At 60.1% G+C, this 22243-nt stretch carries 25 protein-coding genes and 1 pseudogene; 10 read left to right on the top strand and 16 right to left on the bottom strand.

What is annotated here, in order from left to right; translation table 11 throughout:
- Window positions 1-74: 74 nt before the first annotated feature.
- The 5 genes from AC3WP4_RS26405 to AC3WP4_RS26385 form a co-directional block, all read right to left on the bottom strand.
- Complete coding sequence (locus tag AC3WP4_RS26405; RefSeq protein ID WP_102616463.1) at window positions 75-905, bottom strand: AraC family transcriptional regulator; 831 nt, start codon at window positions 903-905, stop codon at window positions 75-77.
- Between the two features lie 2 nt (window positions 906-907).
- Entirely contained in the window at window positions 908-1906 is a 999-nt protein-coding gene (locus AC3WP4_RS26400; RefSeq protein ID WP_074871687.1) for a hydrolase, read from the bottom strand.
- Window positions 1907-1969: 63 nt separating this feature from the next.
- Entirely contained in the window at window positions 1970-2581 is a 612-nt protein-coding gene (rsmD, locus tag AC3WP4_RS26395; RefSeq protein WP_033060498.1) for a 16S rRNA (guanine(966)-N(2))-methyltransferase RsmD, read from the bottom strand.
- Window positions 2581-4071, bottom strand: a complete 1491-nt coding sequence (locus AC3WP4_RS26390) for a M16 family metallopeptidase (RefSeq protein ID WP_102616462.1) — start codon at window positions 4069-4071, stop codon at window positions 2581-2583. Before AC3WP4_RS26390 ends, rsmD begins: the two co-directional genes overlap by 1 nt.
- Window positions 4064-5419, bottom strand: a complete 1356-nt coding sequence (locus tag AC3WP4_RS26385; RefSeq protein ID WP_074871683.1) for a M16 family metallopeptidase — start codon at window positions 5417-5419, stop codon at window positions 4064-4066. The genes AC3WP4_RS26390 and AC3WP4_RS26385 overlap by 8 nt, the downstream gene beginning before the upstream one ends.
- A gap of 344 nt (window positions 5420-5763) precedes the next feature.
- Between AC3WP4_RS26385 and ftsY the strand changes: the two genes are divergently transcribed.
- The 4 genes from ftsY (at window position 5764) to rpoH (ending at window position 9936) form a co-directional block, all read left to right on the top strand.
- Entirely contained in the window at window positions 5764-7281 is a 1518-nt protein-coding gene (gene ftsY / locus AC3WP4_RS26380; protein WP_102616461.1) for a signal recognition particle-docking protein FtsY, read from the top strand.
- Entirely contained in the window at window positions 7278-7949 is a 672-nt protein-coding gene (gene ftsE / locus AC3WP4_RS26375; RefSeq protein ID WP_056738938.1) for a cell division ATP-binding protein FtsE, read from the top strand. Before ftsY ends, ftsE begins: the two co-directional genes overlap by 4 nt.
- Window positions 7946-8968 carry a permease-like cell division protein FtsX gene (gene ftsX / locus AC3WP4_RS26370; RefSeq protein WP_074871679.1) on the top strand — a complete coding sequence of 341 codons (1023 nt, stop codon included), beginning with the start codon at window positions 7946-7948 and terminating at the stop codon, window positions 8966-8968. The genes ftsE and ftsX overlap by 4 nt, the downstream gene beginning before the upstream one ends.
- A gap of 113 nt (window positions 8969-9081) precedes the next feature.
- On the top strand, window positions 9082-9936 hold the full coding sequence (gene rpoH, locus AC3WP4_RS26365) for an RNA polymerase sigma factor RpoH (RefSeq protein ID WP_007897890.1): 855 nt from the start codon (window positions 9082-9084) through the stop codon (window positions 9934-9936).
- 205 nt (window positions 9937-10141) lie between these two features.
- On the opposite strand, the gene mtgA is transcribed toward rpoH, so the two are convergent.
- Window positions 10142-10864: a monofunctional biosynthetic peptidoglycan transglycosylase gene (mtgA, locus tag AC3WP4_RS26360; protein WP_102616459.1), complete on the bottom strand. Its 723-nt coding sequence runs from the start codon at window positions 10862-10864 to the stop codon at window positions 10142-10144.
- Between the two features lie 74 nt (window positions 10865-10938).
- Between mtgA and AC3WP4_RS26355 the strand changes: the two genes are divergently transcribed.
- The 5 genes from AC3WP4_RS26355 to AC3WP4_RS26335 all read left to right on the top strand — a co-directional run bounded on the left by AC3WP4_RS26355 (window position 10939) and on the right by AC3WP4_RS26335 (window position 14170).
- Window positions 10939-11310, top strand: coding sequence for a DUF423 domain-containing protein (locus AC3WP4_RS26355; RefSeq protein ID WP_074871674.1), 372 nt, complete (start codon window positions 10939-10941; stop codon window positions 11308-11310).
- A 90-nt stretch (window positions 11311-11400) separates the two neighbouring features.
- Entirely contained in the window at window positions 11401-11601 is a 201-nt protein-coding gene (gene thiS, locus AC3WP4_RS26350; RefSeq protein WP_007897898.1) for a sulfur carrier protein ThiS, read from the top strand.
- A 63-nt stretch (window positions 11602-11664) separates the two neighbouring features.
- Window positions 11665-12459 (top strand): thiazole synthase, encoded by a 795-nt coding sequence (locus tag AC3WP4_RS26345; RefSeq protein ID WP_008068101.1) that lies wholly within the window; start codon window positions 11665-11667, stop codon window positions 12457-12459.
- Between the two features lie 9 nt (window positions 12460-12468).
- Entirely contained in the window at window positions 12469-13194 is a 726-nt protein-coding gene (trmB, locus tag AC3WP4_RS26340; RefSeq protein ID WP_102616458.1) for a tRNA (guanosine(46)-N7)-methyltransferase TrmB, read from the top strand.
- A gap of 184 nt (window positions 13195-13378) precedes the next feature.
- Complete coding sequence (locus tag AC3WP4_RS26335; protein ID WP_074871668.1) at window positions 13379-14170, top strand: hypothetical protein; 792 nt, start codon at window positions 13379-13381, stop codon at window positions 14168-14170.
- Window positions 14171-14309: 139 nt separating this feature from the next.
- On the opposite strand, the gene AC3WP4_RS26330 is transcribed toward AC3WP4_RS26335, so the two are convergent.
- The 10 genes from AC3WP4_RS26330 to AC3WP4_RS26285 form a co-directional block, all read right to left on the bottom strand.
- Window positions 14310-14633: a DUF3392 domain-containing protein gene (locus AC3WP4_RS26330; protein WP_074871666.1), complete on the bottom strand. Its 324-nt coding sequence runs from the start codon at window positions 14631-14633 to the stop codon at window positions 14310-14312.
- A 22-nt stretch (window positions 14634-14655) separates the two neighbouring features.
- Entirely contained in the window at window positions 14656-15861 is a 1206-nt protein-coding gene (gene hemW / locus AC3WP4_RS26325; protein ID WP_102616457.1) for a radical SAM family heme chaperone HemW, read from the bottom strand.
- Window positions 15858-16454: an RdgB/HAM1 family non-canonical purine NTP pyrophosphatase gene (rdgB, locus tag AC3WP4_RS26320; RefSeq protein ID WP_074871662.1), complete on the bottom strand. Its 597-nt coding sequence runs from the start codon at window positions 16452-16454 to the stop codon at window positions 15858-15860. The genes hemW and rdgB overlap by 4 nt, the downstream gene beginning before the upstream one ends.
- Window positions 16451-16885: a DUF4426 domain-containing protein gene (locus AC3WP4_RS26315; RefSeq protein ID WP_074871661.1), complete on the bottom strand. Its 435-nt coding sequence runs from the start codon at window positions 16883-16885 to the stop codon at window positions 16451-16453. The genes rdgB and AC3WP4_RS26315 overlap by 4 nt, the downstream gene beginning before the upstream one ends.
- Before the next feature lie 26 nt (window positions 16886-16911).
- Entirely contained in the window at window positions 16912-17532 is a 621-nt protein-coding gene (gene metW, locus AC3WP4_RS26310; protein WP_074871659.1) for a methionine biosynthesis protein MetW, read from the bottom strand.
- Window positions 17533-17539: 7 nt separating this feature from the next.
- Complete coding sequence (metX, locus tag AC3WP4_RS26305) at window positions 17540-18679, bottom strand: homoserine O-succinyltransferase MetX (protein WP_074871658.1); 1140 nt, start codon at window positions 18677-18679, stop codon at window positions 17540-17542.
- Window positions 18680-18860: 181 nt separating this feature from the next.
- Window positions 18861-19157: a DUF167 domain-containing protein gene (locus AC3WP4_RS26300; RefSeq protein ID WP_076029425.1), complete on the bottom strand. Its 297-nt coding sequence runs from the start codon at window positions 19155-19157 to the stop codon at window positions 18861-18863.
- Entirely contained in the window at window positions 19157-19744 is a 588-nt protein-coding gene (locus tag AC3WP4_RS26295; protein WP_074871653.1) for a YggT family protein, read from the bottom strand. The genes AC3WP4_RS26300 and AC3WP4_RS26295 overlap by 1 nt, the downstream gene beginning before the upstream one ends.
- Window positions 19745-19768: 24 nt before the next feature.
- Window positions 19769-20587, bottom strand: a complete 819-nt coding sequence (gene proC / locus AC3WP4_RS26290; protein ID WP_102616456.1) for a pyrroline-5-carboxylate reductase — start codon at window positions 20585-20587, stop codon at window positions 19769-19771.
- 35 nt (window positions 20588-20622) lie between these two features.
- A complete protein-coding gene (locus tag AC3WP4_RS26285) occupies window positions 20623-21309 on the bottom strand; it encodes a YggS family pyridoxal phosphate-dependent enzyme (protein WP_074871650.1) in 687 nt (228 codons plus the stop codon).
- 55 nt (window positions 21310-21364) lie between these two features.
- On the opposite strand from AC3WP4_RS26285, the pseudogene AC3WP4_RS26280 reads away from it, so the two are divergent.
- A pseudogene (locus tag AC3WP4_RS26280) lies at window positions 21365-22157 on the top strand (type IV pilus twitching motility protein PilT).
- The last annotated feature ends 86 nt before the right edge of the window (window positions 22158-22243 follow it).

Genomic DNA, 22243 nt, shown 5'->3' with positions numbered 1-22243 from the left:
TGTTAAACCGCAATCGTCGGAACGCCGCCCGGAGCAGGCTCACTCCCACAAGGGGCAATTGATGCGTTGAGATATCACCGTAAGCGCGCACTTCGATACGTCCCCGGCCCAACCCCGTAAACCTGCTTGAACTGCCGGCTCAGATGACTCTGGTCAGCAAACCCCAACTGCGTCGCCACTTCCAGCGGCAAACAACCGTTCTGTAACAACGCCCGCGCCCGAGCGATGCGCTGCTGCATCAGCCAGGTGTGCGGTGGCATGCCCGTGGCGCGACGGAACACCCGGGCGAAGTGAAAGGGCGAAAGGTTGACCGCCGCTGCCAGTTCTTCCAGCGAAGGCGGCGCCGCCAATTGTGCTTGCAGCAACTCCTTGGCCAGCGTCACCGCCCGGTGTTCCTTGCCCGGCTTGCCTGCAATCGGCACCGCTGCGTGCCGTTGCAGCAGCGACAGCATCATTTCCCGCCACACCGTTTGTTGCTGCAAGGCAGTGGACGGACTCTCCAGCAGACGATGCAGCTGGCAGAAACCCTCTACCAGATCCGGATCGCGATACAGCGTCGCACCGAACGCCGGCAAGTTGCTGGTCGGCAGTTCAAGCTCATCGAGTAGCGACAGAATCTGACCGCTGTCGGGATAGAACGCCCGATACAACCAACCATCCTCCGTGCCTTTATGGCCGGTGTGCAGTTCGTCCGGATTGATCAGCACCAGCGTACCGCTACCGGCCAGGTGTTCGGCGCCGCGATAGCGATAGCGTTGGGCGCCGGCCATGATCATGCCGATCACGTACCCGTCGTGCACATGGGGCGCGAAGCGGTGTTCGATGTAGCGCGCAGACAATAATTCGACGCCGGCCAGCGGCGCTGTTTGCCAGAATCGGATCGACTCACCTTGATCGACGCCCATTCTTACTGGCGGCCCACGGAAGTCAGCCACTGCGGGATGCGGCGTTCCAGGTAGTAACCCGGTTGCTTGAACGAGCCTTCGACGAAGCCGACATGCCCACCCTTGGTCTGTAGCTCGAATTGAGTGCAGGCGGACAATTCGTCGGCTTGCGGCAGGCTATGAGGAAAGACAAAGGGGTCGTCGGCCGCTTGAATGATCAGGGTCGGCGTACGAATCTCGCCAAGGAAATAGCGACTCGAAGCGCGGCGATAGTAATCCTCGGCATCGGCGAAACCGTTCAACGGCGCGGTGACCCGGCCATCGAAATCCCAGAACGTGCGCATGTTCTCCAGTGAGCCCAACGCGGCCAGCGCCGCCAGGCCATCCTCGCGCCCGTCATGCTGGAACTGGCGTTGCTTGTTCTTGATGTAGGCGACCATCTCCCGCATGAAATGCGCCTGATAGAACTTCGAAAAACCCTGGCCGATACGGTCGGCGCATTGATCAAGACGAAACGGCACCGACACCGCCACCGCACCGAGCACGCCACTGTTGCTGCCGGATTCGCCCAAGTGCTTGAGCAACACATTGCCGCCCAGGGAATAGCCGACCGCATACAACGGCGCGAGCGGTCGTTGGGCTTTCAGGTGTTTGATGGTTTCGGCGAGGTCTTCACTGACGCCGGAGTGGTAACTGCGCGGCAACAGATTCGGTTCGCCCGAACAGCCGCGCCAGTTCAGTGCGACGCTGGCCCAGCCTTGGGCACCTAGCGCTTTTTGCACGCCGGCCACGTACGGCGAATTTGAAGAGCCGGTCAGACCGTGCAACACCAACACCAGTGGCGCACTGACGCTGTGTGGGCCGTGCCAGTCGAGGTCGAGAAAGTCGCCATCCTCAAGCCACAAGCGTTCGCGCTGGCGTTCGATGTGCGTGGTTTTGCGCCACAGTGGTCCCCACAAGGTCTGCAAGTGCGGGTTACCGAGGCCGAAGGCGGGGGTGAAGCGTTCTGGCAGATGAGGCACGATGGTTCTCGATGCAGCGGTGCGAGCCTCGTGTGAGGCGCGCCCCTTTTTCAGGCCGGTTGATTAACCGGCAATCTCTGCCATACGTTGCCACAGCGCGTAATACACCCGCCCGGATTTCTGCTCCCGGTGCAGGCGCCAGTTGCCTGGTAAGCCAAGGCTCGATGGCGCATTCTCGCTTTCAGTGTAGATCCAGGCTTCGTCGGCCAGCCACTGACGTTCTTCAAGTAATGCACAAACGCCTGGCAACAGGTTCTGGTTGAACGGCGGATCGAGGAACACCAGGTCGTACGCAGTCGCTGTCTGGGTTTCCAGGTAGCGCAGGGCATCGGCGGTCTGAATCTGGCCGGTGGTGCAGCGCAGCGTGCCCAGATGTTCCTTGATGCTGGCGACCGCGATGTTGCTGGCGTCCAGCGCCTGGCCCATGGCCGCGCCACGGGACAAGGCTTCGAGGAACAACGCGCCGCTGCCGGCGAACGGGTCCAGGACCTTGGCGCCAGCGACATACGGCGCGAGCCAGTTGAACAGGGTTTCACGCACCCGGTCCGGAGTAGGTCGCAGGCCTGGGGCATCCGGGAAGCTCAGCTTTCGGCTGCCCCATTCACCGCCGATGATGCGCAGTTGGTTCACGCCGTTATGGACGTTGTGTACGGGTTTTTTTGGACGAGTGGCCATTAATGCTCCGGAACCCCGAGCGGTTGCTCGGCAGGTTTATCAGTGGGGGCCGGTAACGGCTTTTGCGGCACGGTCGGGCCAGCGCTGACGATGACCATTTTGTCCGTGCTCAAGTGTTTGTTCAGTGCAGTTCTGACCTGCTCGACCGTCAGGCTCTGGGACTCGCGCATAAAGTCATCCAGGTAACTCAGCGGCAGGTTGTAGAAACCCATGGCGCCGAGTTGGCCGACGATATCGGCGTTGCTGGCAGTGGACAGCGGGAAGCTGCCGGCCAGTTCACGCTTGGCGTCGTCGAGTTCTTTCTGGGTCGGGCCGGATTTAAGGTAGTCGGCGAGCACATCCTGCACCAGTTTCAACGTGCCTTCGCTCATCTCGGCGCGGGTTTGCAGGTTGATCATGAACGGGCCGCGCGCCTGCATCGGGGTGAAACCCGAATAGACGCCGTAAGTCAGGCCGCGCTTCTCGCGCACTTCGCTCATCAGTCGTGTACCGAAACCACCGCCACCGAGGATTTGGTTGCCCATGGACAGTGCCGCGTAGTCCGGGTCGTCACGGTCGATGCCCAATTGCGCGAGCATCAGGTTGGTCTGCTTGGATGGAAACTCGATGTGGCCGATGCTGGCTTTCGGTTCCTCCGGCTGCGGGATTTTCGCCAGCTCCGGGCCTTTTGGCAGCGCGCTGGAAACTTGTGCGGCAATCGCTTCGGCTTCAGCGCGAGACAGGTCGCCTACCAACGCAATCACCACGTTGCCGGCTGCATAAGCCTTCTCATGGAACGCGCGCATCTGGGCCACGGTAATCGCCGGAACGGTTTTAGCCGTGCCGTCGCTGGAATGTGCGTACGGATGATCGCCATACAGACGGTTCATCAGCTCCAGGCTCGCGAGTTTGCCGGGGTTCTGCTTCTGGTACTCGAAACCGGCGAGCATCTGGTTCTTGATGCGCGCAAAGGAATCGGCCGGGAAGGTCGGTTTGCCGACGACTTCTGAGAACAACTTCAGCGCCGGTTCTCGTTTGTCCGCGGCACTGAGGCTGCGCAGCGAAGCCAGAGCCATGTCTTTGAATGCGCCGTTGCCAAAGTCTGCGCCCAGGCCTTCGAAGCCCTGAGCGATGGCGCCGACATCTTTGCCGGCCACGCCTTCGTTGAGCATGGCGTTGGTCAGCATGGAAAGGCCAGGTGCGTCACCGTCCTGGCTGCTGCCGGCGGCAAAGATCAGGCGCATGTCGAACATCGGCAGCTCCCGGGCTTCGACGAACAGCACCTTGGCGCCCTCGGCGGTTTTCCACGTCTGCACGTCCAGGGTGCGGTGGCTTGGCGCTTTGCCGTCGAGTTCGGCCAGTGATTGCAGTTTCTGGCTGGCCTTGGCCTTGTCCAGCGCTTCGCTGGCCTTGGAATCGTCGGTCTTGGAGAAGTAGAAAGCGGCAGATCCGATCAAGGCGACAACGATCAGGCCAATCAGCGCCAGGCGCGGTTTTTTACGCTCACTCATGAGTCGTCTCCTCTGGCAGTACATGGGCGACGCTGAGACGTTCGCGGGTGAAATACAGCTTGGCGGCTTTCTGGATGTCTTGCGGGGTCACGCTTTCCAGTTCGGCGAGTTCGGTGTCCATCAGCTTCCAGGACAGGCCCACGGTTTCCAGTTGGCCAATGGCGGTGGCCTGGCTGGTGATCGAGTCGCGCTCGTAAACCAGGCCGGCGATGACCTGTGCGCGGACGCGTTCCAGTTCTTCAGCGGACGGCGCGGTGGTTTTCAGCTGTTCGAGCAGTTTCCAGAGGCCCGCTTCGGCCTGGGCCATGGTTTTGTTTTTCTGGGTATTGGGCGTCGCCGACAAGGTGAACAGGCTGTCGCCACGGGTGTAGGCGTCGTAACTCGACGAACCGCCGGAGACCAGCTCTTCGCCGCGCTCCAGTTGTGTCGGGATACGTCCGCTGTAGCCGCCGTCGAGCAGGGCGGAGATCAGGCGCAAGGCGTTGACCGAGCGTTTGTCTTCAGCGGTGGCGATGCTTGGCACGTTGAAGCCCAGCATCAGGCTTGGCAGTTGAGTCTGCACATGCAGGGTGATCTTGCGCTCGCCGGGTTCGGCCAGTTCCAACGGGATTTTTGCCGAGGGCACATCACGTTTGGCGATCGGGCCGAAATAGCGCTGGGCCAGGGTCTTGACCTCGTCCGGGGTCACGTCACCGACCACTACCAGCGTGGCGTTGTTTGGCACGTACCAGGATTGGTACCAGTGGCGCAGCTCTTCGACCTTCATGCGGTCCAGGTCAGCCATCCAGCCGATGGTCGGCGTGTGATAACCGCTGGCCGGGTAGGCCATGGCCTTGAAGCGTTCGTAGGCCTTGGACATCGGCTTGTCGTCGGTGCGCAGGCGACGTTCTTCTTTGATGACTTCGATCTCGCGGGCGAACTCGTCGGCCGGCAGGCGCAGGCTGGCCATGCGGTCGGCTTCCAGTTCGAAGGCCACGCCCAGGCGGTCGCGGGCCAGCACCTGGTAATACGCCGTGAAGTCATCGCTGGTGAACGCGTTCTCTTCGGCGCCGAGGTCGCGCAGGATCAGCGAGGCTTCGCCGGGGCCGACTTTCTCGCTGCCCTTGAACATCATGTGTTCCAGGGCGTGGGACAAACCGGTCTGACCCGGGGTCTCGTAGCTGGAGCCGACCTTGTACCAGACTTGGGAAACCACCACTGGCGCACGATGGTCTTCGCGCACGACGACCTTCAGGCCGTTATCGAGGGTGAATTCATGGGTGGGTTGAGGATCGGCAGCCAGGGCCGAGAGGGGCAGACAAACTGTGCTGAGCAGCAGGCCTGCAGCGCGGCGGGCTAGAGCATTCATTCGTTTTTAAACCTTTGGGGCTGCCCGCTTGGTCTTAGCGTCGGCGGGCGAGAGGGTGCTAGGATACTGATCCGTTTTACTGGCGGCCACGCCTATCAGGCCTTTGATCGGTCAGCAGGTTGTTTGGGTTTACGGCGGAAGCTTTGAGTTTGTCAGCTAAACTCTGCGTTTTCGCCGACGATGCCGTTCCAGTCCTTCGTATTAGTCGACCTTTGAGGTGCTGTTTGCACCTCGACAAAATGTTGCGCGTGAACAAGCTGGGTCAATCGCAGTCTGTTCTGCATCGAATATTTATTTGCCGAGGCGCCCTTTGGCGCGTCGCTACCGTGAGATAGCCGTCCTCCATGTTTGGTTCCAACGACGACAAGAAAGCCCCAGCTGCGGCTGGTGAGAAGAAAAGCCTGTTCGGATGGCTGCGCAAAAAGCCGCAGGAACCCGTCGTCGAACAGCCACAACCACTTCCTGAGCCCACGCCTGCGCCGGTAATAGAAGAAGAGCTTGCGCCGATTATCCCGCCGATCTCCGAGCCGGTGTTGCAGCCGGCCATCGAGCCTGAGCCTGCTGTCGTCGCCGAAGTCGTGACCCAAGTGCCGCTCACGCCCGTTGCCGAGCCGTGGCTGACGTTGCCCGTGGCGGAAGAGCCGGTGTCATTGGTCGAAGACGAGCTGGCGCCGCACGTTACGCCACCGATTCCAGCGTCGACTGCGTTTGCTCCTGAGCCTGTTCAAGCGCCAGTGGTTGAGCCGGTTGTCGCGCCAGTGGTTTTGGCCGAGCCTGAACCGGTTGTTGCAGAACCTGTGGTGCCCGTATTCATTGCTCCGGTTGCTCCGGTTGCTCCGGTTGCTCCGGTTGCTCCAGCACCTGCGCCGGTCGTCGCTCCCGTCGTTCCCGTCGAAGCGCCTGCCGAGCCTGTGCGTACCGAAGAAACCAAAGCCGGTTTCTTCGCCCGCCTGAAACAAGGCTTGTCCAAGACCAGCGCCAGCATCGGCGAAGGCATGGCCAGCCTGTTCCTGGGCAAGAAGATCATCGATGACGAGCTGCTCGAAGACATCGAAACCCGCCTGCTGACCGCCGATGTGGGCGTCGAGGCGACTTCGGTGATCATTCAGCGCCTGACCCAGAAGGTCGCTCGCAAAGAACTGGCCGATGCCGACGCGCTGTACAAATCCCTGCAAGCGGAACTGGCGGCGATGCTCAAGCCTGTCGAGCAACCGCTGAAAATCACTTCGCAGAACAAGCCGTTCGTAATCCTGGTCGTTGGCGTCAATGGTGCCGGCAAGACCACTACCATCGGCAAGCTGGCGAAGAAGCTGCAGCTCGAAGGCAAGAAAGTCATGCTCGCGGCTGGCGATACCTTTCGCGCCGCCGCCGTCGAACAATTGCAGGTCTGGGGCGAACGCAACAAGATCCCGGTCATCGCCCAGCACACCGGCGCGGATTCGGCTTCGGTTATCTTCGATGCCGTGCAAGCGGCCAAGGCCCGTGGCATCGACGTATTGATCGCCGACACCGCCGGTCGCCTGCACACCAAAGACAATTTGATGGAAGAGCTGAAGAAGGTTCGCCGGGTCATCAGCAAACTCGACGCCGACGCGCCTCACGAGGTGCTGTTGGTGCTTGATGCCGGTACGGGGCAGAACGCGATCAGCCAGGCCAAACAATTCAACCAGACCGTCGAACTCACCGGACTGGCGCTGACCAAGCTTGATGGCACCGCCAAAGGCGGGGTGATTTTTGCCCTCGCCAAGCAGTTTGGCCTGCCGATTCGCTACATCGGCGTCGGTGAAGGCATCGATGATTTGCGTACTTTTGAAGCAGAACCCTTTGTCCAGGCACTGTTTGCCGAGCGGGAGCGTTCATGATTCGTTTCGAACAGGTCGGTAAACGCTACCCGAACGGCCACGTCGGCTTGCATGAACTGAGCTTTCGAGTTCGTCGGGGCGAGTTTTTGTTTGTGACCGGCCACTCTGGCGCCGGTAAAAGCACCTTGTTGCGCCTGCTGCTGGCGATGGAGCGTCCGACCACCGGCAAATTGCTGCTGGCCGGGCAAGACCTGAGCACCATCAGCAACGCGCAGATTCCTTACCTGCGACGGCAGATCGGCGTGGTGTTCCAGAATCACCAGCTGTTGTTCGATCGCACGGTGTTCAACAACATCGCGCTGCCCTTGCAGATCCTGGGGTTGTCCAAGGCCGAGATCACCAAGCGCGTGGATTCGGCGCTCGAGCGCGTGGCGCTGTCGGACAAGACCGACTTGTACCCTGGCGACCTGTCCACCGGTCAGCAACAGCGTGTCGGTATCGCCCGCGCCATCGTTCACCGCCCGGCCTTGCTGCTGGCGGACGAACCGACCGGTAACCTCGATCCACGCCTGGCGGCAGAAATCATGGGCGTGTTCGAAGACATCAACCGTTTGGGCACCAGTGTGTTGATTGCCAGTCACGACCTGGCACTGATCGCCCGCATGCGCCACCGCATGCTGACCCTGCAACGCGGTCGATTGATCGGTGACGGGGAGGCCGGCGTATGAGTGCGACACGCAGCCCCAAGGTTTCCGAGCGCGTGGCCCCGAAAGCCGCTGATCAGCAGCCGCAGAAGAAAAAGCGCGACGATGATGACGGCCCGGATTTCGCCACGTTGTTTCGTGCCTGGGTCGAAAGTCATCGCGCCAGTTTGCTCGACAGCTTGCGCCGTTTGGGCAAGCAGCCCATCGGTAGCTTCTTCACCTGCATGGTGATGGCGGTAGCCCTGAGTTTGCCGATGGGCCTGTCACTTTTGCTAAGTAACGTCGAGCGTCTTGGCGGCTCCTGGCAGCGTGCGGCGCAGATTTCCCTGTACCTGCAAATCGAGGCCAGCCCTGCGGAAGGCGAGTCGTTGCGTGAGCAGATCAAGGGGATGCCGGGCGTAGCTGATGCTGAATATGTCGGTCGCGATCAGGCGCTGGAAGAGTTTCAGTTGCAGTCCGGTCTGGGCGAGGCGCTGAAAGAACTGCCGGAAAACCCGCTGCCGGGCGTGGTTCTGGTGACGCCGAACGAGGTCGACAAGCCAGCCCTTGAAGCATTACGACAAAAACTTTCCGAGCTGCCGAAGGTACAACAGGCGCAACTTGATCTAGTCTGGGTCGAGCGTCTGGCAGCCATCCTCAAGCTGGGTGACCGTTTTGTCTTCGGTCTGACCGTGCTTCTGGTGTCTGCATTACTTTTGGTGATAGGCAATACCATTCGTCTTCATATTGAAAACCGCCGCACAGAGATAGAAGTGATTAAACTCGTCGGCGGCACTGACAGCTATGTGCGCAGGCCCTTTCTGTACATGGGTGCGCTTTATGGCTTCGGTGCGGGGATTCTTTCCTGGGGCGTATTGGCGTTCGGCCTTGATTGGCTGAACGACGCGGTGGTTGGGCTGGCCGGTCTGTACGGCAGTGATTTTGCGCTGGCCGGAGTGCCAGTTGCCGACGGTCTGTCTCTCTTGCTTGGCGCGGTGCTGTTGGGGTATATCGGTGCATGGATTGCAGTCGCACGCCACCTGAGGGAGCTTGCGCCTAAGTAGTATCATTTTGCTCGTATTGACCTTTCAGCGTTTATGGGAACTTGTCTTTCGGTTCCCGGTCAATTTTCGCAGTGCTGAACTGCACGAGTTATGTAAGTCGGAGGTTTTTTCGTATGACCAATTCTTTGCAACCTGCATATGCTCTGGTCCCGGGTGCAAACCTGGAGGCCTATGTGCACACGGTGAACAGCATTCCATTGCTGACGCCGGAGCAGGAGCGCGAACTGGCCGAGAGTCTCTATTATGAGCAGGATTTGGGGGCGGCTCGGCAGATGGTGCTCGCCCACCTGCGTTTTGTTGTACATATCGCCCGTAGCTATTCCGGCTACGGTCTGGCTCAGGCTGACCTGATCCAGGAAGGCAACGTCGGCCTGATGAAGGCGGTGAAGCGCTTCAACCCGGAAATGGGTGTGCGCCTGGTGTCCTTTGCGGTGCACTGGATCAAGGCGGAAATCCACGAGTTCATCCTGCGCAACTGGCGCATTGTGAAAGTCGCGACCACCAAGGCCCAGCGCAAGCTGTTCTTCAACCTGCGCAGCCAGAAGAAACGTCTGGCGTGGCTGAACAACGAGGAAGTCCATCGTGTGGCGGAAAGCCTCGGTGTAGAGCCTCGGGAAGTGCGTGAGATGGAAAGTCGCCTGACCGGCCATGACATGGCCTTCGACCCGGCCGCGGAAGCGGACGACGACAGCGCTTTCCAATCGCCGGCCAACTATCTGGAAGACCACCGGTACGACCCGGCCCGTCAGCTGGAAGATGCCGACTGGAGCGACAACTCCAACCACAACCTGCACGAAGCGCTTGAAGTGCTGGACGACCGTAGCCGTGACATCCTCTACCAGCGCTGGCTGGCGGAAGAAAAAGCCACGCTGCATGACCTGGCGCAGAAGTACAACGTGTCGGCCGAGCGTATTCGTCAGCTCGAGAAGAGCGCGATGAACAAGCTCAAGTTGTCGATCGCCGCTTAACAGCAGCTCAGGCATAAAAAAACGCCCCGATCATTGATCGGGGCGTTTTTGTTTGTGCCCATTTTTCCTGAGTCACCATAAACCAATGTGGGAGCGACGGTGCGACGATTCGACCTGCTCGCGATGGCGTCAGGTCAGTCGCTATAAATATTGAATGATCAATAGCTATCGCGAGCAGGCTCGCTCCCACAGGAGATTTGCAGTGTCATTGGGACCAAGGTGCGCGGCGTGAATCATTGATCCCGACCAGATAGCTATCGCCCCCGAGCTGACTCATCTGCTGTCGAATCCATCCCGCCCGCCGTGCGACGTAGTTAGTCGGATGACTGGCGCTCCAAACCCGCGGGTTAGGCAGCACCGCAGCCAGCAGGCTGGACTGCTGCCGGGACAGCGAGCGAGCGCCGACGCCAAAGTGATGCCTGGCTGCGGCTTCAGCGCCAAACACACCGTCATCCCACTCAACGCTGTTCAGGTACACCTCAAGAATTCGCTGCTTGGGCCAGAACACTTCGATCAGCCCGGTAAACCAGGCTTCCAGGCCTTTGCGCAACCAGCTGCGGCCAGACCACAGAAACAGGTTCTTCGAGACCTGCTGGCTCAGGGTGCTGGCGCCGCGAATCGTTCCACCGAGTTCGTTGTGGGCCAGTGCGGCCTGGATCGCGCCAAAGTCAAAGCCCCAATGCTCCGGGAATTTCTGATCTTCGCCGGCAATCACCGCGACTTTCAGGTCATCGGAGATTTCATCCCAGGGTTTCCAGGTGCGTTGCAGGTCGATGGGTTCGCCGTCGAACCAGGATTCGATCTTGCGCTCGACCATCAACGCCGTTCCCGGTGGCGGTACCACGCGAAAGATCAGCACCAGCAAAACGCTGCCACCCGCGAACCAGAGCAGGGCCTTCGTGAATCGTCGCAAAAATAAACGCAGCATAGAGATGGCTTGGCCGAACCCGTTGAGCGGGCCATTATACAGACCCTGTGGATCGAGTCTGACTGGAGTTCTTCATGCTGCGTGGCTTTCTGATGCTGGCCGCTTTTTTCGGCTTCACCGGCGTTGCCCTTGGCGCGTTCGCCGCCCACGGCTTGAAAAGCCGCCTGACACCCGAGTACCTGGCGATTTTCCATACCGGCGTCACCTATCAGTTGGTGCACACCTTGGCACTGCTGGGCGTTGCGCTGCTGGCCACGCAGATTCCCGGTCGCCTGATCACATGGGCGGGTGCATCGTTCGTCGTCGGCATCCTGCTGTTTTCCGGCAGTCTGTACCTGTTGACCATGACCGGCGTGAGCAAGCTCGGGATCATCACTCCCTTCGGCGGGCTGGCATTTCTGGTCGGCTGGTTGTGCCTGGGGCTTGCCGCCTGGCGGTTGAGCTGACCGGGCAGTCCATTTCATGACGAATGGCTTGGGTCGCCAAGACTGATCGGGCTAGAATGCCAGCCCCTAAAAATGATGGCGGCATTCGGCATGCGCATTCAGTTGAACGGCGAATCCCTTGAACTGCCCGACGGTGAAACCGTTGCGGCCCTGCTGACCCGTCTGGAACTGACCGGACGCCGGGTGGCGGTTGAACTCAATCTGGATATCGTCCCGCGCAGCCAGCACGCAGAAACCACCCTAAATGATGGTGACTCCGTAGAAGTCGTGCACGCCATCGGCGGCGGCTAGTCGTCTGGCCCAAGAGGCCACAGAATTATTCTGCAAGAACCTCACCCCTACAGAGGATTTCCCATGAGCATCGTTCGTAGCGACAAGCCCTTCGTCCTGGCCGGTCGTACTTACCAGTCGCGTTTGCTGGTAGGCACCGGCAAGTACCGCGACATGGAAGAAACCCGCCTGGCCATCGAAGCCTCGGGTGCCGAGATCGTCACCTTCGCCGTGCGCCGCACCAACCTCGGCCAGAACCCGGGCGAACCGAACCTGCTCGAAGTCCTGTCGCCGGATCGCTACACCTTCCTGCCTAACACTGCCGGTTGCTTCGACGCTACCGAGGCTGTGCGCACCTGCCGCCTGGCCCGTGAGCTGCTCGGCGGCCACAACCTGGTGAAGCTGGAAGTGCTGGCGGATCAGAAAACCCTGTTCCCCAACGTGATCGAAACCCTCAAGGCCGCCGAAGTGCTGGTCAAGGAAGGTTTCGACGTGATGGTCTACACCAGCGATGACCCGATCATCGCCCGTCAATTGGCGGAAATCGGCGTTATCGCAGTGATGCCGCTGGCCGGTCTGATCGGTACAGGCCTGGGGATCTGCAACCCGTACAACCTGCAGATCATCCTCGAAGAAGCCAAGATTCCTGTGCTGGTGGATGCCGGTGTCGGTACTGCTTCCGACGCCACCATTGCCATGGAGCTGGGTTGCGAAGCGGTGCTGATGAACTCGGCCATCGCCCACGCCCAGCAGCCGATCATGATGGCTGAAGCCATGAAACACGCCATCGTGGCAGGTCGCTTGGCCTACCTCGCCGGCCGCATGCCGAAAAAACTCTATGCCAGCGCCTCCTCGCCGCTGGATGGTCTGATCAAGTAAGAGCCATTGATGACTGAATCAAACGACACGCCAATCCAGACGGAAGAAGGCGACGAGCGCCAACACCGCCGCATCAAGAGTTTCGTGATGCGCGCCGGGCGCATGACCGAAGGCCAGCAACGCGGTCTGGAACAGGGTACGCCGCTGTTCGTGCTGCCGCTGGCCGACGCGCCGGTGGACTTCCACCAAGTGTTCGGTCGCGCGGCACCGCGCTCCCTGGAAATCGGTTTCGGCATGGGCCATTCGCTGCTGGAAATGGCCGCGGCCTCGCCGGAACAGGATTTCATCGGCGTGGAAGTGCACCGTCCGGGTGTTGGTGCGCTGCTCAATGGCGTGCTCACTCAGGGCCTGACCAACCTGCGCGTCTACGATTGCGATGCAATCGAAGTGCTCAACCGTTGCATCGCCGACAACAGCCTCGATCGCCTGATGCTGTTTTTCCCGGACCCGTGGCACAAGAGCCGTCACCACAAGCGCCGTATCGTTCAGGCGTCTTTCGCTGAGCTGGTGCGCAGCAAGTTGAAAGTCGGCGGTGTGCTGCACATGGCCACCGACTGGGAACCGTACGCCGAGTACATGCTGGAAGTGATGAACGTTGCGCCGGGTTATCGCAACCTGGCCGAAGACGGCAAATGCGTCCCGCGCCCGACCGAGCGCCCGATCACCAAGTTCGAACGCCGCGGCGAACGTCTTGGGCATGGCGTGTGGGACCTGAAGTTCGAAAAACAGTCTTAAGCCCTACGCAATACAAACTGTGGGAGCGGGCTTGCTCGCGAAGACATCGTGTCAGTCGACATTAAAGTTGAATGACACACCGCTTTCGCGAGCAAGCCCGCTCCCACATTTGTTTTGTGCCGGATTCAAGAATGATGCTTGGCCGCCGAAAGCTCTACGTCCCCACTTGTAAAGGAAGACAAGTTTGAAAGTCATCTTCGCCTGCACGCTGTTTTTAAGTCTGCTGTTTTCTGCGGCTTGCGAGCGCGTTGTAACTCCCGATGAATACTTTGCAATCGCCCAGAGAGTGGCCGCGAAAATCCAGCGTGAAGCCGATGAAAGGATCAGGCTGGAGGCTGCCGGGGAGCCTGAAATCAAGTACAGCCCAGAGCAGCTGCGCAATGCGGAAGGTGATCTTGAGGCACTCGTAGACAATCTGAAGCGAGCGTCCGATGGCGGACATACACTTGCCACGTACTTTCTGGCTAACCTGCAGGACAATCCGATGTTCTCTGAGCGGTCGCGCAAAGAGACCTGTGGTCTTTACCAAAAAGCCATGGATCAAGGCTTGCTTGCGGCTGCGGTTGGCTATTACCACTTGTGCGATAAGGCATACGAAAGGTTTGATCTGCACAACGCGGATCACCTGAAGTACTTGCAGTCGCTGGAACAGTTGCTGAAAAAGCCCAATGTCCATGGTGACGCCTATCCGTTACCGGCCAAGCATTCCCTGTGCTTCTTCGACGAAGGGGCACCGTTACCGCAGCAGGGCGCGTTGGCGGCCATGCGGGCCCGCGCCGTCGCGCTGGTCCTGACAGAAGATCAATATCGGGCCGAGGCCAACTACATTTTGGCGCTGACGCGTGTAAACAGGAATGACCGGTATGACAGTCAAAATATTGCTGATCTGGATGAAGCTGAAGCGCTGGGCTGCAATGACTTCCATGGACTGAGCGCCATGATGCGCAATGCAGTCAAGATCGCTGAAAAGCAATAACGGGCATTCGCAATACAAACTGGGGGAGTGACGGTGCGACCTGCTCGCGAAAGCGGATGTTCATTCAACATTGATGTTGAATGTTATGGCCTCATCGCGAGCAAGCTCAGCTCCTACAGTTTTTGTTTTGTGCCTGGGATCAGCGGCGGTCGGCGACGACACCGATGAGCACCAGCACCACCAACAACACCGGTGCCAGGCTGTAGTTGTTGAACTGGCTCAGGCCTTTGATGATCCATGGCGTGGCGTAGATCAGTGCGACGCCGCTGCCGATCATGCACAGCAGGGCCATCAGCGGGACGCGCAAGGCGCCGGCGATGCTGCCCAGGCGTGCGTCGACCCAGCTTTTGATATCGGCGCCAAACAACACCAGCAGACAGCCCACCAGGGCCAGAGCGATTTCAGACAGGTTGCTACGGCTCCAGCGGGACGCGGTGGCGAGCAGGTCGAGTATCAAATCCATTCGTTTTCCCTTAAGGCTGAAATCAGCTCAGAAATGTCTGCAGCAAGTCATTGAGGAAGAGTTGTCCGCGCTCGGTGGCCGCCAGACGTGACGGTTCGACCTGCAACAAGCCACTTTGTTCGGCGACCTTGCGGCCTTCGGCGAGGCTTTCCAGGCTCATCCCGGTACGTTCCGGATACAGTCGCGATTCCACGCCCTCGGTCAGGCGCAAGGCGTTCATCAGGAACTCGAACGGCATTTCTTCATTGGTCAGGGCTTTCTCCCCGGCCTTGAAGCTTTTGGCCGGGTTGAGGTAGTCCTTCGGCAAGCGGGTCTTCCAGGTGCGGACAATGCGCCCGTCCGGATGGCTGAGCTTGCCGTGAGCCCCGGAACCGATGCCGATAAAGTCGCCGAAACTCCAGTAATTGAGGTTATGCCGCGCCGGACGGCCGGGCTGGGCATACGCCGAGACTTCGTATTGCGCGTAACCGTGCTCGGCCAGTAACGCCTGGCCGGCTTCCTGAATGTCCCACAGCGTGTCGTCTTCCGGCAGCGTTGGCGGCTGGTTCCAGAACACCGTGTTCGGCTCCAGGGTCAGTTGATACCAGGACAAGTGCGTCGGTTTCAGGGCGATGGCCTGGCGCAGGTCGCTCAGGGCGTCGTCCAGGGACTGATCGGGCAAACCGTGCATCAGGTCCATATTAAAGTTGTCGAACCCGGCCTGACGGGCCATGCCGGCGGCACGTACCGCTTCGTCACCGTTGTGAATCCGGCCCAGCGCTTTGAGTTTTTCTTCCTGAAAGCTCTGGATGCCGATCGACAGGCGATTGATGCCCAGCGCGCGGTAGGCGACGAACTTCTCTTGCTCGAACGTCCCGGGGTTGGCTTCCAGGGTGATTTCGATGTCGCTGGCAAACGGGATGCGCTGTTCGACGCCTTTGAGCAGACGGCCCAGGGCTTCAGCGCTGAACAGGCTCGGCGTGCCGCCCCCAAAGAAGATTGAACTCAGCTCACGGCCATAGACCGCATGCAGGTCCTGGTCGAGGTCGGCCAGCAGCGCGTCCACATACTCTTCTTCCGGCAGCACCGGGCTGGCGGTGTGGGAGTTGAAGTCGCAATAAGGGCATTTGCGCACACACCACGGAATGTGGATGTACAACGCCAGGGGCGGCAGCACGGGGAGCGCGGCCCGAGGCGACTGGGCGGCGCCGCCGAAGATCAGCGGCGACGCGGATGAGTCGTGGATCATTTCAGGCCCAGACGCTGGCGCAGCAGATCCATTGCACGGGCGCGGTGGCTGATGAGGTTCTTGTCGCTCGGGCTCAGTTCGGCGCTGGAACATTCACGCTCCGGCACCCAGAACAGCGGATCGTAACCAAAACCGTGTTCGCCGCTGGCCGCTGGCAGGATTCGCCCGTGCCACAAGCCTTCGCAGATAATCGGCAACGGATCGTCGGCATGACGCACCAGCGCCAGCACGCAGACGAACTGGGCGCCGCGTTCGGCTTGCGGCACGTCTTTCAACACGTCGAGCAGTTTGGCGTTGTTCGCCGCATCGCCTTGGCCATCAGCATAACGAGCCGAGTAGATACCCGGCGCACCGCCAAGGAAATCCACTGCCAACCCCGAATCGTCTGCCAGTGCTGGCAGGCCGGAGATGCGCGCTGCATTGCGGGCCTTGAGGATGGCGTTCTCGACGAAAGACAGGCCGGTTTCTTCAGGCTCGACACTGCTGAACTCGCCGATCGAGCGCAAGTGCACCGATTCGCCGAGCATGGCCTGGAGTTCCTTGAGTTTGCCGGCGTTGTGGCTGGCCAGTACGAGTTGCGTGAAATTGATCATTGGCCAGGGAAAAGCTCTTGGTTGAAATTGATGGTGTTGGTTTTGTCGCCGGTTTTGACATCGATCTTGAAGGTGCGGGTTTCCTGCTGATCCACCGGGAACTGGGCGATGTAATAGATAGCGCCTTGTTCAGTGATTTCGCGGAACTTCAGGTTCACACTTTGGCTGGTGAGGTCTTTGACCGTTCCGCTGACTTGAGCCATCTGCGGTTTGCCGTCCTTGAGCACCGAAACGTTGATCACACCTTGGTTCTTGCTACGGGTGAGCTGCGCGGCCTTGGCAATGTCGGGTGTCAGGAAAGTGGAGTTGAAGGTGTTGTAATGCACCGTCACATCGCCAAATTTTTCCTGTCGGTCACCTTTTATAGTGTCAGCGGCCATGGCCGTGACGCTCAGGCAGGCAGTAAGTACAAACAGCGCTAGACGACCCATGATCATTCTCCTCGAAGTGACGCTGTTCAGACCGCGACCTTGTGGTCTTGCAGCCCGGGGCTGCTGACGCGGTAAATACCGATTTCACCTAATAGATTAGGCCATAGCTTACTGGCCCACCCGTGGCGGTGCTGTTGATCCACGGCAAGCCGATCAATGACCCTGGCTTCACGTTCGCGACATAACGCTTCAAAGTCTGCGAAGGTGCAAAAGTGGATGTTCGGCGTGTTGTACCAGGTATACGGCAGGAAATCGGACACCGGCATCCGGCCCTTGCTCGCCAGGTACCAGCGGCAGCGCCAGTGACCGAAGTTGGGGAAGGTGATGATGCACTGGCGACCGACGCGCAGCATTTCGTCGAGGATTCTGTCCGGGTAGTGCACGGCTTGCAGCGCCTGGGTCATGACCACGACGTCGAAGCTGTTGCTGGCAAAGTTGCCCAGGCCTTTGTCCAGGTCCTGTTCAATCACGTTGATGCCCTTGGCCACGCACTCGGCGATGTTGTCCGGGTCGTTTTCCAGGCCATAGCCGGTGACTTGCTTGTTATCGCGCAGCCAGGTCAGCAATTCGCCATCGCCGCAACCGAGGTCGAGCACGCGGCTGCCGGCGGGGATCCATTCCTGGATGATTTCCAGATCAGCTCTCATGGCTTTCTCACAACGTAATGCGGTTCATGTAATTGCTGAAGGCCTGCAAGTAACGCGGGATCGGAATCAGGAAGGCGTCGTGGCCTTGCGGAGCGTCGATCTCGAGGTAGCAGACGTCTTTCTTGGCCGCCATCAACGCGTCCACCAGCTCCCGCGAGCGGGCAGGGGAGAAGCGCCAGTCGGTGGTGAAAGACATCACGCAGAACTTGGCCTGGGCGTTTGCGAAGGTTTTCGCCAGGTCATCGTCGAAGTTCGCCGCTGGATCGAAGTAGTCCAGCGCCTTGGTCATCAGCAGGTACGTGTTGGCGTCGAAGCGCCCGGAGAACTCTTCGCCTTGATAGCGCAGGTAGCTTTCGACCTGGAATTCGACGCTGTGGAAGTCGTAGTTGAGCTTCTCGCTCTTGAGGCCACGACCGAATTTCTCACCCATCGAGTCATCGGAGAGGTACGTGATGTGCCCGACCATCCGCGCCAGCATCAAGCCACGCTTGGGAATTACGCCCGCTTCCTGGAACGAACCGCCGTGGAACTCGGGGTCAGTGAGGATCGCCTGGCGCGCCACTTCGTTGAACGCGATGTTCTGCGCCGACAACTTGGGGGCCGAGGCGATAGCCAGGCAGTGGCGAATGCGATCCGGGTAGGTGATGCTCCATTGCATCGCCTGCATGCCACCGAGACTGCCGCCAATCACGGCGGCCCATTGGCCAATGCCGAGCAGGTCTGCCAAGCGCGCCTGGCTGTGAACCCAGTCTTCCACGGTCAGGACCGGGAAGTCGGCGCCAAACGGCTTGCCGGTTTCCGGATTGACGCTGCTCGGGCCGGTAGAGCCGTTGCAACCGCCGAGGTTGTTCAGGCTGACCACGAAGAATTTGTTGGTATCAATCGGCTTGCCGGGGCCGATGCAGCTGTCCCACCAACCGGGTTTGCGGTCGTCGGGGCTGTGGAAGCCGGCAGCGTGATGATGACCGGACAGCGCGTGGCAGATCAGCACGGCGTTGCTCGCCGCGGCATTCAGCGTGCCGTAGGTTTCGTAGATCAGGTCATAAGCTGGGAGCGAACGGCCGCAGGCCAAAGCCAGGGGTTCGCTGAAGTGCGCCACTTGCGGCGTCACCAGACCAACAGAATCGGGGGGAAAGGCAGCTGGCATCGACCCTGCTCTCGTTGAAATGAGGCGTAAGTCTAAAGACCGCTGACCCTAGCAGCAAGCAAAGGCCGGGCCTGATTTCATTCAGTTGGACCGAGGTGTTGCAATCGCGAGCAGGCTCACTCCCACATTGGAATGCATTCCCCTGTGGGAGTGAGCCTGCTCGCGATGAACGATGACGCGGTCAGCCTGCCGGGCGCGCCAGATCCGGCAAATCCGGCAGCTTCTTCGGCGAGCAAATCCGCACTCGCTTTTGCCGGTTCAACTCACCGCTGATCAGACTCACCTGACTCTTGGACACCCCAAACGCCTTGGCCAGAAACGCCATCAAATACGCATTGGCTTTGCCTTCAACCGGCGGCGCCGTCAGGCGAATCTTCAATCGATCCCCGTGCAGCCCGCAGAAGTCATCGCTGCGGGCCGCCGGTTGCAGGTGACACTCCAGAATCAGGTCGTCACCGTCCCAGCGAAAGTAGCTCATCAGATCAGGCCGAGCAGCCCCTGCGGCATGAGGGCGTAGTACGCAAGGCGTGGGATCAGCCAGCTTTGCAGCAACTGGATCACGATAAACGCGAAGATCGGCGAGATGTCGAGGCCGCCCAGGCTCGGAATGATCCGGCGGAACGGGGCGAGTACCGGTTCAGTAATCTGAGCGACCAGCTCTGCGCCCGGATTGTGGCTCCTTGGGGCAACCCAGGAGAGGATCACACTGATGATCATCGCGTAGAACAGAATGTTCAAAAACAGCGAGAAGATCGCGATCAGCGCCCAAGGCACCAACAGTAGCCAGTCGACCGCGAAGCCCTTGAGCAACAGGATGACGGCGATCAGCAGCATCTGCACGATCAGCGCCAGCACCAGTGACGACATGTCCAACCCGAACATGCTCGGGATGATCCGGCGCAGAGGCTTGAGCAGCGGTTGAGTGGCTTTCACGATGAACTGGCAGAGCGGGTTGTAGAAATTCGCCCGAACCAATTGCAGGATGAAACGCAAAAGTACGATCAGCAGGTACAGGCTGCCCAAGGTTTTGATTATGAAAATGGCAGCGTCGTTGAGTCCGAGCATCATTGATTCCTTTGTAAGAGCTGATTAACGACCCAGTTGCTCGGCCATCTCGGCCGAGCGGTGCGCAGCGGCGCCGAGTGCTTTTTCTACCAGGGCTTCGAAGCCACCGGCCTGGAACGACTTGATCGCCGCTTCCGTGGTGCCCGCAGGCGACGTCACGCGGCGCCGCAGTTCCGCAGCGTCGACGTCACTGGCCACGGCCATGTGAGCAGCGCCCAAAGCGGTTTGCAGGGTCAGTTGTGCAGCGATGTCTGCCGGCAGGCCGAGCTTCACGCCGGCGGCGGTCATGGCTTCGATCAGCAGGAAGAAGTACGCCGGACCCGAGCCGGAAACGGCGGTGACCGCGTCCAGTTGCTGCTCTTCATCCAGCCACAGGGCGATGCCAACGGCGGACAGCAGTTCTTGCGCCTGTTGGCGTTGTTCGGTGCTCACTTCAGCCGTGGCGAACAAACCGCTCACGCCCTGGCGCAGTAGCGCCGGGGTGTTGGGCATGCAACGCACGATCGGTTGGGCGCCGAGCCAGTTGTTCATGCTGGCGCAGGTGATGCCGGCGGCAATCGAGACCACCAGTTGATTGGGCTTGAGGCTTGGGCGAAGCGCTTCGCAGACGGCTTTCATCGCTTGAGGTTTGACCGCCAGTACGACGACATCGGCGCCCTGGATGGCGTCGGCGTTGTAGGCGAATACCTCGATGCCGTGTTCAGCGTTCACGCGAGCGCGGGTTTCGGCGCCCGGATCGCTGGCGCGGATCTGCGCGGCGTCCAGACCTTTGGCGCGCAGGCCGCCGATCAGACTGGCGGCCATGTTGCCGGCACCGATAAAGGCAATACGAGTCTTGCTCATGTCAGGTCCTTATAAAGAGAGGAGTCAGCCATATTTCAAGGCTGACCATAGTCGCGGGCGCCAAACAGGGCCGTACCGATACGGACCCAGGTGGCGCCCATGGCGATGGCCGACTCAAGGTCGTGGCTCATGCCCATGGAAAGTGTGTCGAGCGGCAGGTTCAGGCTGGCTTGCAGGCTTTGCACGGCAGCAAAAGCGGCATCCTGGGCGGCGCGATCTTCGGTCGGCTCGGGGATTGCCATCAGCCCGCGCAGCTTGAGGCGCGGCAGTTTGCTGATGGCATCGGCCAAGGCCGGCAGGTCGGCCGGGGTGCAGCCGGACTTGCTGGCTTCACCGCTGACGTTGACCTGGATGCAGATGTTCAGTGGGGGTAACTCTGCAGGACGTTGTTCGGACAGGCGTTGTGCGATTTTCAAACGATCCACGGAATGCACCCAGGCGAAGTGCTCGGCGATAGCGCGAGTCTTGTTCGATTGAATGGGGCCGATGAAGTGCCAGATCAAGGGCAGGTCGGCCAATTCGAGCTGTTTGCTCAAGGCTTCCTGCAAGTAGTTCTCGCCAAAGTCGCGGAGGCCGGCGGCATATGCTTCGCGCAGGGCCTCGGCCGGCTTGGTCTTGCTCACGGCCAATAGCTGGACGCTGTCTGCGTCGCGCTTTGCGGCAAGGGCGGCAGCGTGGATGCGTGAACTAACCTGAGCGATGTTGTCTGCTATCGTGGACATCAAGAGGCGCCGGCGGCTGAAGGTTCGCGGCATTCTACTGGAATTGAGGAACGCTATGGATATCACTGAGCTGCTGGCTTTCAGCGCGAAACAGGGCGCATCCGACTTGCATCTGTCTGCCGGCCTGCCCCCGATGATTCGGGTCGACGGCGATGTGCGGCGCATCAACCTGCCGGCCCTGGACCACAAACAGGTGCAGGCGCTGATCTACGACATCATGAACGACACGCAGCGGGTGGACTTCGAGAAGCACCTGGAGACCGACTTCTCCTTTGATGTGCCCGGCGTGGCGCGTTTTCGGGTTAACGCGTTCAACCACAATCGCGGTGCTGGCGCGGTGTTCCGGACCATTCCGTCCAAGGTCCTGAGCATGGAAGACCTCGGTATGGGGGAGGTGTTTCGCAAGATTACCGAAGCGCCGCGGGGGCTGGTGCTGGTGACCGGGCCGACCGGTTCCGGCAAATCCACCACTTTGGCGGCGATGATCGATCATCTGAACAGCCATCGTCATCAGCACATCCTCACCATCGAAGACCCGATCGAGTTCGTCCACGAGTCGCGCAAATGTTTGATCAATCAGCGTGAAGTCCATCGCGATACGCGCAGTTTCGCCACGGCGCTGCGCTCGGCCCTGCGGGCGGATCGCGGCCCACGAAATCATGCTCGGCACGTCAGCGATCCGTAACCTGATCCGCGAAGACAAGGTGGCGCAGATGTACTCGTCGATTCAGACCGGGGGCAACCTGGGGATGCAGACGCTGGATATGTGCTTGAAGGAACTGGTGAGCAAGGGCTTGATCAGCCGCGAGCATGCACGGGAGAAAGCGCGCACGCCGGATGGTTTTTGAGGGGGAGTAGATCGTTCCCACGCTCTGCGTGGGAATGCAGCCCGGGACGCTCCGCGTCCCTGCCGAAGCGGACGCAGAGCGTCCAT

The organism is Pseudomonas sp. FW305-20, from assembly GCF_058788075.1.
Note: the sequence above shows the minus strand (reverse complement) of the source record. Positions and strands in the feature narration are given on the sequence as shown.